Raw genomic sequence first — 11,509 nt, forward strand, 5'->3', positions numbered from 1 at the left:
AAAGGGATAAACTCAGGTTTATTCCTTTAATAGCAACCTATCGATCTAATCCTCAACGAAAAATCACCACTTTGCTGCGCGCCAATCACCAGCCCTATGCTAGTCAAACGGCTTAAATCGATCGCAGCACGCTCAATCGGTTTACCACGGCACTGGGGATGAAACGCCGTAAAAGGAATTTCGATACGCTGCCAGTGAATAATACTGCCACCATTAACGCCAAAGGATTGATGCTTAGCATCGGGCATTGGCGCCTGATAAACCGTACTCTGCGGTGTATCGGCATCCTTAAGATTCACTTTGTAATGCTTGCTCCTGTCGCGGTCGAGTTCGAGGTAAATCCCACTAAACTCCCCGACATCAAGCGGTGCAAACTCGCAGCGCACCGAGGCAAACCCACCACCATTGGCCAGCGACACATGGCCGCTAAACATCCCATAACCTAACGGAGAGATGGTGAGCTTACTGCGTGACAGGCCGCCCATCACAGTATCATTGACACCATACCAAGACTTAGCCGCACCTAAGTCCTTAAAATCGAAAAGGATCATAACTACTCCCATAAAAAAAGCAGCCACCGAGGTGACTGCTCTTATGATACTTTTTCTACACTAACAACAGCACACTTTATCCAAGTTTAGCTTTGTTTTCAGCGGCTTCACAAGCTGCGGCGGTAAAAATCACGTCCGTAGAGCTATTCAGTGCGGTTTCGGCCGCATCTTGGATAACCCCGATAATAAAGCCGACGGCAACCACTTGCATGGCCACATCATTGGAAATACCAAACAGGCTACAGGCCAACGGAATAAGCAGTAACGAACCACCAGCCACACCAGATGCACCACAGGCCGAAATCGCCGCCACTACACTCAGCAGTAACGCCGTTAATAAATCCACCTGAATGCCTAAGGTATGCGCCGCGGCTAAGGTCAGCACAGTAATGGTAATCGCCGCGCCGCCCATGTTAATAGTTGCGCCTAGCGGGATAGAGACAGAATAGGTGTCTTCATGCAGCTTTAATTTTTCACACAGCGCCATGTTCACAGGAATGTTCGCCGCACTTGAACGGGTGAAAAATGCAGTTACGCCACTTTCGCGCAAACAACGGATCACTAAAGGATAAGGATTACGTTTAATTTTCACGTAAACAATCAGTGGGTTAACAATTAAAGCTATGATCGCCATCGCGCCGAGTAACACGGCCAACAGCTGAGCGTAACCGGCAATAGCGGCAAAACCAGTTTCGGCAAATGTTGCCGCTACCAGACCGAAGATACCGATAGGTGCTAAGCGAATGATAAAACGCACCATTTGCGAAATACCATGGCTCACATCGGCAAACACTTGTTTGGTCGAATCATTCGCATGGTGCAGGGCTAAACCTAAACCCACACCCCAAGCTAAAATGCCAATGTAGTTACCCGTCATTAACGCATTAACTGGGTTATCAACCAGTTTGAAGAGTAAGGTATTTAATACTTCACCAATACCCTGCGGTGGACTGGTGCCCTCAACGCCAGCAACCAACACTAAATTGGTTGGGAACAGCATGCTTAACACCACGGCGGTTAACGCAGCAGCGAAGGTACCAAATAAGTACAGCACCACAATCGGGCGCATATTGGTTTGAGTATTTTTCTTTTGATTGGCGATGGAAGACGCCACAAGGATAAACACCAGAATAGGTGCGATGGCTTTTAATGCACCTACGAAGAGACTACCTAAAAACGCGACTTGCTTTGCGGCTTCATGTGAATAACTGGCTAAACTCACACCAGCGATGATCCCCACGAGAATTTGCAGCACCAAACTGCCATTAGCCAACTTGGCTAAAAAAGATGATTCTTGTTTCATGACTTAACCTGTCGTTATTATATTTCGGCTGAGTTTCCCCACCCCACACCTTCAACATTGAGGCCAATAAGGTTTTTATAGGATGTGATGGAACTTGTCTAGCTTTGCAGGGAAATAAGCCGATTAAATTACCCAGCCCCTGCAAAACCCTTACAAAAATCCAACATAGCGCCCAGTTTGACGCTTAGTTTGATGCCTTGTTTGGCGCAGAGCTTGCCCGCTTTGCCGCTAAATCGGCGCCCCGTAGCATGGCTTCCACCAGCTCGTGGGCATCAAACTTAGTGAGCGCCTCATTCGCGCCAACTTGGTGGGCTTGGCTGACACTAATCTCGCTCGAAAGTGAGGTATGCAAAATAATATAGGCATTGGCTAGGAGTGGATTATCCCGGACTTCAAACGCCAGCTCATAGCCATCGAGCCCTGGCATTTCAATATCGCTCACCAGAATATCAATAGGATGATGCTCGGCGGCGGCCTGCTCCATAATCGAGAGCGCATCTTTACCGTCCGGGGTCACAAAATAAGGAATGTTAATGCTATCGAGCGCATCAGAGAGTTGTTTACGCGCGACCTTAGAATCATCCACCAGCAAAATACGCATGGGTTTTAGCTTCTCGCGCTGCACGTCAGTTAAAATGGCACGATTAGCCTCGGGCGCATCGGGGAACACCTTCGACAGCAACAACTCAACGTCGAGTAACTGCACCAACTGATTATCGTAACGTGTTACTCCGGTTAAAAAGGCATTGCGGCCTAAATTAGCCGAAGGCGCCTCAATATCACGCCAATTACACTCGATAATCTTATCAATCGCCCGCACCAAAAAGCCGATAATCATCCGCTGACAATCGGTAATGATGATATAGCAATGTTGGCGCTCTTCATCGCTGATGGGGCGGTAACCAATCGCTGCCGCCATATCCACCACGGGAATGGTATGGCCGCGAATCGTTGCGGCCCCCATGATAGTAGGGTGAGATTGAGGAATTTTACTCAGCGGAGTGTATGGCACTAACTCACGGATTTTTAGCGTGCCCAGAGCAAAGACCTGTGTTTGCGATAACCGAAACAGTAATAGCCCTTGCGATTGACTTGCCTTGCTTTTCATAAACCTAAATTCTCATTAACGATTCTGTTTTTATCATAGCGGTTCGCAAAATGAGTTGCGACAGCTAAAACCGCTATTTAGTCACCTTAGCTTATAACTGTGACTCTATTGGCAGTAACCCGAGGAAATCGGCGACAAAAATACGCCAAAATCCCGCGTCGGGCTCACTGTCGTAGCGCTGCTTGTTGGCATCATCCCACCACACCAACTCGCCCTCTTCTAAAGCGAGCCGATAGGTGTTGCTTGCCAGTTTTTCCTCAATTTTGTGAGCCACTTGCTGACTAAATTGCGGTTGAGTGATCAGCAATCCAAGCTCGGTATTCACCGCCGCAGAACGGGGATCAAAGTTAAATGAGCCCACAAATATCTGATTATTATCAAATACAAACGATTTGGCATGCAGGCTACTTTTTGAACTACCATGCCAACTGTGTGAGCGCTCACCCGCCTGTGCTTTCACTTCGTAGATTTCAACGCCCGCGGCCAACAAGGCTTTACGATACTGCTTATAACCTGCATGCACCGCCAGCACATCGGTTGCCGCCAGACTATTGGTGAGCACACGTACCCGTTTGCCCGACTGCGCTAAGAGAGTAAGCAGATCGGTTCCAGATTGCGTCGGCACAAAATAAGGCGAAATGATGAGTAACTCGGACTCCACCTGCGTCAGGTAAGGTAATAACTGGCTGAGCAGCCAAGTGGATTTATCGCCTTGCAGCAACTTATCGGGCGGGTCAACCAACACTAGGGCTTTGCCCCAAAACCAAGTCATGCTATCGCTCTGCAGATTTGCCAATAACTGGCTTTGGGCTAAACGCTTCACATATTCGCTGGAGTTGGACTGTTCACGCTGCTCGCTCATTTGCTGCGCTAGCGCTTCAAGCTCCGCCTGCGTGGGGTTATGATCGCTCAACACTTCAATCGAATGGGTGGAGTCGGCATTCCAATATAGGTCAAATTCATCGGATACCTTAGGCACTGCATCGCCCATGGCTAATAGATCAAAATCGCCAAATTCGAGGTCACGATTCGCCGCAAAATACTCATCACCAATATTACGTCCACCGACAATGGTCATTACATTGTCCACGGTGAACGACTTATTGTGCATCCTATGGTTTAAGCGACTAAAACCAAACAACATGGCAAGGCCGCGGTAATTACGCTCGGTGCTCGGGTTAAACAGTCGAATACTGATGTTAGGGTGGCGAGCGAGGGCAATTAGCTGCTCGTCCATGTCTGCACTTGTCATATCGTCCAGCAATAAACGCACTCGCACCCCGCGATCCGCAGCATCCAATAAAAACCACGTCAGCAAGCGGCCCGTTTCATCATTACGATAAATATAATATTGCAGATCGATACTGCTGACAGCAGACTCAATCAGCAACAAGCGGGCGACGAAGGCATCGACCCCATCACCGAGGGGGAACACGCCAGTTTGATCGGGATGCTGCGCCATGGCGGTTTTTACCGCCTGATACAGGGTGGAGTTTTCGGCTAAGGGATAGGCTGTTTCAATTGATTTTGCGGGTAATTCTGCCATTGAGCTACAACCGTTAATCAACAGGAGCAAAAGCCCCCAAAAGGGAAGCGAGAGACGAAATACCATTTGTTTGACGGAATAAATTTTGCGATTACGCCCTATCACTTTAGCAAGATGTTGAGCGAGTTTGTTGGCGAAAACGGCGCCACAATTGCGCGATGATATCCCGAATATCGTCACTAAATGGTATTCCTTATTTTATGAATTCAGATGGTTAATCCTGTAACGCATAGAGCACATCGAAGGCAAACTGATCCCAACCTTCGGCAGTAAACGCAATGTCGCGAATGCTGCGCACTTGGCTAACGGCATGCAAAGGCGCGGCGCCATTCACCATCAAGTAATAGGCCATAATAAGCCCTGTACGGTCTTTACCCGAGCGGCAATGGATTAGCACAGGCAAGTTATCGGCTTCACACTGCTGAATAAAAGCCAGCGCCCGCGGTAACTGGGCAACACATATAGCAACATCCCCTTCCTGCGGCGGGACATTGCGGGAAAAAGGAATGCATTCATAACGTAGTCCGTGGTGCTTAAAACTGCCCGGCTCACATCCTTCTCCGCCATTCACGGATAACACCGCACGGATCCCCAAAGACTTAAGCTCGGCTAAATCCCAAGGGTCCTTGTTGGGGCCACTTCGACCCGCTATCTTGCCTTCAACTAACCAAAATAGATGCTGCATACTGCTCCCACAAACCAGATGCGAAGGGACATGAGTTGCACTAAGCATAACTCACGCCCAAGGAATTAAGACTTTTTACCCCAAAATTCAAGGTTCGCCGCGGGTAACTGTTTACGCTTTTTCTTGCCGGTACCTTCGGGTTTCGCCTGCGGTTTTTCCTGCGCTAACACTTCGAGTGGCATTTCGGCATTCGCTTCAAATCCTGGGATTTGTTCACGTACAAGTTTGATTTTGTTTTTCTTTTCAATCACGCCGAAGTGATGATATTCCTCATGGGAAATCAAGGTCACCGCCAAACCTGCCTCTCCTGCGCGGCCGCTACGGCCAATACGGTGCATATAATCTGCCGGACTTCTTGGTAAATCGAAGTTAATCACCACAGGGAGTTTATCAATATCAATACCGCGGGCTGCGATATCGGTCGCAATCAACACACTGATGTCGCCACTTTTAAAACCATCGAGCACCCGAGTTCGTGCGCCTTGCGCCTTATCACCATGGAAGACTTCGGCACTGATCCCACGTTTAGACAGCTTCTGTGCGAGGTGATTACAGGTGTTTTTAGCGCTAACAAAAATAAGCGCCTGCGACCACTGATGCTGTTTAATCAAGTGTGCCAACAGCGCCGTTTTTTGTTCACGGTTGACTGTGATAACGCGCTGTTCAATGGTGCTTTCTTGCTCACTTTGCAGATGATATTCAAGCGGTTGATGGAGTAATTTGGCCGTGAGTGCACGCACTTCTTCAGGGAATGTCGCCGAAAACAATAAGGTTTGTTTCTTGGCGGGAAGCGCCTCAAGCACTTGATTTAATTCATCAGTAAACCCAAGGCTTAGCATGCGGTCCGCTTCATCCAGCACTAAGGCCGAGACGCGATTTAACTTAAGCGCATTGCTGGCTAATAAATCCAATAAACGGCCTGGCGTTGCCACCAGCACATCGGCTCCCGCGCGTAAGCTTTGCATTTGCAAATTAACAGACACGCCGCCAAACGCGGCAACTATCTTAAGTTGGCCATTGAAGTGAGAGGCATAGGATAAAAAGCTATCGGCAACTTGCTGCGCCAATTCGCGGGTTGGCACGAGTACCAAACAACGCACTTGGCCTGCCGATTTTTCCGCGGTTTTCGCCTCAAACAGGCGCTGTAATAACGGCACGGCAAAGGCAGCCGTTTTGCCAGAGCCCGTATTCGCCCCCGCTAATACGTCCCGGCCACTGAGCACGGCCGGAATAGTCGCCGCTTGTATGGGCGTAGGCGCCGCATAGGTCAGCTCAGTGAGTCGATTACACAGGGGCGCAATAATGCCAAGTTCGGCAAAGCTGGCAACGGAGGAAGAAGCTTGGGTCATAAAAAATTACATGGCTCATCAATAACAAATATGACCGCTATTCTAACGTAAAATGCGCTCCCTTGCTTGTCGATTCCAGCATTAACAGCTGTTGTTTCATCGTAAGTCCATAGGCATAACCGGTTAATTGGCCATTTTTACCAATGATACGGTGACAGGGCACAATAATCGCAATGGGATTGGCGCCATTAGCGGCACCTACCGCCCTAACGGCTTTTGGCCTGTCGATACGCTGGGCGATATCGCCATAACTGCAACTCTGCCCATAACCGACCTGCACCAGCGCCTGCCACACCTGCTGCTGAAACTCGGTGCCCTTAGGCGCTAAACTTAAGTGGAACTCGGTTAGCTCACCGCGAAAATAATCTTGAAGCTGCGCCTTTGCCTGCTCAATATGGCTTTTGGCCCGCGCAAGTTCGTCATTAGTTGCAACCTTTAGCGGGATCTCCGTTCGGCTCGAGCCCACGACCGTTAAATGGCTCAATCCGTAGGCATTAGCATTGAGTTGTAGTTCGCCCACTGGGGTACTTAAGGTATCGACAGCGCAGGGCTGATAATCTTTGGCCGTTGGCGCGCTAATTAGTTGGGAGAAATTCTGGCTCATAATGGTTCTCGTAAACGGCTTTAGTACAGTGTTTCGTACTGTGTTTCAAATAATGTTTCTATTAGTGGCTCTCATATGGAGCCTAGGTATTGGATCCATAACGCGTGGCCAGAAATACCTTATGCATTGGACCACAGCTGAAAGGTTAAATAACTCCCCCAAGGGGCGATATCCGCACTCACCTGCTGTGCAAGCGTTGTATAATCCAGCTGTTTTACCGCTTCAATATCCACGCCTTTTTGCGCGGCAACACTGGCTAATAATTGTTTTTTAACAATTAAATCCGTGTGCAAGAAGATATTCGGATCGCCAAGTCCACGCAGTTTGGCATAGGCAATGGTCCAAGGGCCGATGCCTTTTACCCCAATCCACGCATCGACTGAGGCTTCGGGCTGCTCACAGATAAACGCCGCAAGCGCATTGAGCGCCAGTTTGCGTGCGCCGGGCATTTTAAGCTCATCGAGACTCGCCTCACGAATCGCCTGCGGCGTGGGGAACAGGCGATATTCGCGCCCGTTTAAACTAAAGCGCTCGCCATAGGCTTCGACCAATATATTCAGTAATTTAGTGGCCTGCACTACGCTCACCTGCTGGCCTAAGACTGCTCGACAACCCGCCTCAAACACCGAGCCTGCGCCCGGGATCCTAAGCCCGGATTTGCTACTGAGTTTAAGATCGGTCAAGTGCTCTAGATTGTGTTCAATCTGCTGCATGTCGGCATCGAGATCTAAAATGCGTCGCACTTGGGTGATGAGCTTTTGTAGGCCCGATAAGGGCGAGTCAGGCGTTAACGTCAGCGTGATTTTAAAGCGATGCAGAGGCGCCTCATGGACGATATGCACCACAGCGCGAATATCCTCAAGTTGCAGAGTGCGGCCATACTCAAGTGGCGTATTTGGGTCAATCGCCCCATGGGCGTGAGAGTCTTCTGTGTCACTAAACCATTCCATGCCAGCGACGGCGCGCAGGCGATAAAAAGCTAATTGCGCCGACCAATCGAGTGGTGGCCGGTAGTACTGATACAGACTCAAGCTGTGCGCTGGCATCTCCTGCGAACAAACGAGTTCGGCACTCTCCCCGTCGTCTATTTTCGTCGTCGATTTCTGGCTGGATTTTCGTAACTGTGTAGGCGTTAATTGCAGCGCCTGCTGAAATGCCTCATTGAAACGGCGAATACTGTTAAAGCCTGCGGCAAGGGCGACCTGTGTGATGGGCAACTGCGTTTGATGCAATAACTGTTTTGCGAACAATAACTGACGATAGAGGGCAAATTGTTTAGGTGAAGTGCCAAATCCTGCGGTAAATAACTTATTTAAATAACGGCTGCTGATCCCCAGTTTGTCTGCCAAGGCCTCCACCGTTAATCCTTGCTCGCCAGATAAGGCGCCAGCTTCAATCAAACCTATCGCTCTATCCAGGGTTGTGTTAGTACCTTTCCACGGATTAGAGCCAGGGGCACTGTCTGGGCGGCAACGCAGACAGGGTCTTAGTCCCGCCTGCGCAGCTTTAATGGCCGAGTCAAAATAACGAACATTTTCTTCCTTCGGCGCTACTGCGGGGCACACTGTTCGGCAATAAATCCCCGTACTTAACACGCCCACAAAGAACTTACCGTCAAAACGTGGATCGCGGCTCATGCGCGCTTCGCGGCAAATCCCGGCGGATATTTGGCAACCCTGCGAGTCGCTCGATGCCTGCTCGAATGGCGGTTTTGGGGCTGAATTTTGGCTCACGCTTGTCTGCTTCATTTGGCTATCCGACAATCTTATTCACAATTTTGTACTTGTCGGTTACTGTACGTCACCCTATGCTAGCACACTCGCGGAAAACGGAACTGGATCATCGCGTGCTTTTAAAGTGCAAGATCCTATATGCTAGACACCTCGACGTTTTCCCCCATTCACTTTTCTCAATAAAATAGAGTCAATTCATGTTTAAACGATTTGAATCTTGGGTTGAAGCCCTGCCCGATGGCGAACCAACCAAACCGCCCACGGGGGTGTATGCGTTTTGTCGGCATTACACTAAGGGCTATGAATTACCGCTTATCTTAATGTCAGTACTGACGGCATTAATCGCCATGCTCGAAGTCTCGCTATTTGGCTTTATGGGACAATTAGTCGATTGGTTAGTGAAAAAAAGCCCTGAGACACTCTTTCAAGATGAAGGCTCAACGCTGCTATTAATGGGGCTGATGGTCTTAGTGGTGATGCCAATATTAGTGCTATTCCATGCGCTGATCATGCATCAAACCTTGCTGGGTAATTATCCCATGTCGATTCGCTGGCTTGCGCACCGCTATCTGCTCAAGCAAAGCGTCTCCTTCTATCAAAATGATTTTGCCGGTCGTATTGCCACTAAAGTGATGCAAACTTCCCTTGCGGTGCGTGAGACCGTGATGAAACTCCTCGATGTGCTGGTGTACATTTTAGTGTATTTCACCTCCATGCTGGTGATGGTGGCCAGTGCCGATGTGCGTCTGGTGATCCCCATGCTGATCTGGCTGGCGCTCTATATCGGTTTACAGTGGTATTTTGTGCCTAGGCTGAAAACGGTTTCAACCGAACAGGCCGATGCGCGCTCGACAATGACAGGACGTATTGTCGACAGTTACACCAATATCACCACGGTGAAGCTCTTCGCCCATACGGATAAAGAGGCCGAGTATGCCAAGGCGAGTATGCGCAGTTTCCTCGACACTGTGTACCGCCAGATGCGCCTCGTCACGGGGATAAGTGTCAGTGTGCAAGTGATTAACTATATGCTCGCCTTCAGTATTGCCGCTGTGTCTATCTTGCTCTGGAGTGACAATGCCATCTCTGTTGGAGCGATCGCAATTGCCGTGAGTTTAGCGCTGCGTCTTAATGGTATGTCGCAGTGGATCATGTGGGAAATCAGTTCGTTATTTGAAAATATCGGTACAGTAACCGATGGGATGAATACCCTTTCCAAGACGACACTTATCCAAGATTCACCCAATGCCAACACCTTAGTGGTTGAGCAAGGACGTATCGATTTTAATCAGGTGAGCTTCCATTACGGCGAAGAAACCGGTGTTATCGAAGATCTTAACCTCAATATCAAAGCGGGCGAAAAAGTCGGTCTCGTTGGCCGCTCGGGCGCGGGTAAGTCCACCCTAGTGAACCTGTTGATGCGTTTTTACGATGTTGAGAAAGGCCAAATTTGTATCGATGGTCAAGATATTAAAGCGGTCAAGCAGGACTCACTGCGCTCACAGATTGGCATGGTGACCCAAGATACGTCTCTACTGCATCGCACAATTAGAGAGAATATTCTTTACGGTAATCCCGATGCCAGCGAAACCCAACTCGAACATGCAATAAAACAGGCTCAGGCCCATGATTTTATTAATGAACTGACTGACCCTAATGGCAATCATGGCTTAGATGCACAAGTGGGTGAACGTGGGGTTAAGCTCTCTGGTGGACAGAGACAGCGTATCGCGATTGCTCGGGTACTATTGAAAAATGCGCCGATTTTACTGCTAGATGAGGCGACCTCTGCCTTGGACTCCGAAGTGGAAGCGGCAATTCAGGAAAGCTTGTACGAATTGATGCAAGGAAAGACAGTGATCGCGATTGCCCATAGATTATCTACTATCGCGGCAATGGACAGATTAATCGTGCTCGATCAAGGTCGTATCGTTGAGCAAGGAACCCATCAAGAGTTGATTGCCGCAGGCGGTATCTATGCCCAGCTTTGGGCCCATCAAACGGGTGGCTTCCTCGGGATTGAGTAGCTTTAAACGTTTTTTAAGCTCACCACTTTGCACTTTGATTTGAAAAATCATTGATTTGGTATGTAAAAGGCGACCTCGAGTCGCCTTTTTATTTGGCTTTATTATTTGCGTTTGCTTTGTTGGCAGGGGGGAGAGGCACAAAGAGTTAGTTGCAGGTAACTATCCCCCACAATCTCCTCAATCCTCAACAGGATCCGCATCCTCAACAATATCCGCAAACAGGCCCCTTTAAGTATGGTGCTCTGCTGAAATGAGACGCCATTTACTCTTATATAGGTACTGCGATTTGATAAGACGTAAATACCGCAGAAAGTACCTACTCCTCTAACACAATCCAATACAAATAAACTGATACTATCTCAATAGAATTGACTTATGGCTTATGGCTTATGGCTTATGGCTTATGGCAGGAGCGCGAATTTTAGATACAAAAAAACCACCTAACGGTGGCTTATTGTTCTCAACTAACATTAGCGATTAATCTTAGTTGAGGTGGTATCCCCTAGGGGATTCGAACCCCTGTTACCGCCGTGAAAGGGCGGTGTCCTAGGCCTCTAGACGAAGGGGACACAAGGACATATTAATTTGAATTTTCATTCCCGC

9 protein-coding genes and 1 tRNA gene are annotated in these 11,509 nt (G+C 48.9%); 1 reads left to right on the plus strand and 9 read right to left on the minus strand.

The features are described 5' to 3' along the window. Window positions 1–26: 26 nt before the first annotated feature. The 8 genes from L2713_RS19680 to L2713_RS19715 all read right to left on the minus strand — a co-directional run bounded on the left by L2713_RS19680 (window position 27) and on the right by L2713_RS19715 (window position 8,783). The gene (locus L2713_RS19680) at window positions 27–551 is read right to left on the minus strand and encodes a CIA30 family protein (protein ID WP_248969036.1); all 525 of its coding nucleotides are present in this window, start codon (window positions 549–551) and stop codon (window positions 27–29) included. Window positions 552–627: 76 nt separating this feature from the next. Beyond that, window positions 628–1,854: a serine/threonine transporter SstT gene (sstT, locus tag L2713_RS19685; RefSeq protein ID WP_109287765.1), complete on the minus strand. Its 1,227-nt coding sequence runs from the start codon at window positions 1,852–1,854 to the stop codon at window positions 628–630. Between the two features lie 184 nt (window positions 1,855–2,038). Next, entirely contained in the window at window positions 2,039–2,962 is a 924-nt protein-coding gene (locus L2713_RS19690; RefSeq protein ID WP_248969037.1) for a chemotaxis protein CheV, read from the minus strand. A gap of 91 nt (window positions 2,963–3,053) precedes the next feature. Beyond that, window positions 3,054–4,688, minus strand: coding sequence for a phospholipase D family protein (locus L2713_RS19695; protein ID WP_380823561.1), 1,635 nt, complete (start codon window positions 4,686–4,688; stop codon window positions 3,054–3,056). A gap of 34 nt (window positions 4,689–4,722) precedes the next feature. Further along, on the minus strand, window positions 4,723–5,193 hold the full coding sequence (locus tag L2713_RS19700; RefSeq protein ID WP_109287768.1) for a phosphatase domain-containing protein: 471 nt from the start codon (window positions 5,191–5,193) through the stop codon (window positions 4,723–4,725). 65 nt (window positions 5,194–5,258) lie between these two features. Next, window positions 5,259–6,542, minus strand: a complete 1,284-nt coding sequence (locus tag L2713_RS19705; protein ID WP_248969039.1) for a DEAD/DEAH box helicase — start codon at window positions 6,540–6,542, stop codon at window positions 5,259–5,261. A gap of 37 nt (window positions 6,543–6,579) precedes the next feature. After that, on the minus strand, window positions 6,580–7,146 hold the full coding sequence (locus L2713_RS19710; protein WP_248969040.1) for a methylated-DNA--[protein]-cysteine S-methyltransferase: 567 nt from the start codon (window positions 7,144–7,146) through the stop codon (window positions 6,580–6,582). Window positions 7,147–7,265: 119 nt separating this feature from the next. Beyond that, the gene (locus L2713_RS19715; RefSeq protein WP_380823564.1) at window positions 7,266–8,783 is read right to left on the minus strand and encodes a DNA-3-methyladenine glycosylase 2 family protein; all 1,518 of its coding nucleotides are present in this window, start codon (window positions 8,781–8,783) and stop codon (window positions 7,266–7,268) included. Window positions 8,784–9,076: 293 nt separating this feature from the next. Between L2713_RS19715 and L2713_RS19720 the strand changes: the two genes are divergently transcribed. Continuing rightward, a complete protein-coding gene (locus L2713_RS19720; RefSeq protein WP_248969042.1) occupies window positions 9,077–10,906 on the plus strand; it encodes an ABC transporter ATP-binding protein in 1,830 nt (609 codons plus the stop codon). 493 nt (window positions 10,907–11,399) lie between these two features. Here the strand turns inward: L2713_RS19720 and L2713_RS19725 are convergent. Further along, a tRNA-Glu gene (locus L2713_RS19725) sits at window positions 11,400–11,475 on the minus strand. Window positions 11,476–11,509: the final 34 nt, after the last annotated feature.

This window comes from Shewanella seohaensis, from assembly GCF_023283775.1.
Lineage (GTDB): Bacteria > Pseudomonadota > Gammaproteobacteria > Enterobacterales > Shewanellaceae > Shewanella > Shewanella seohaensis.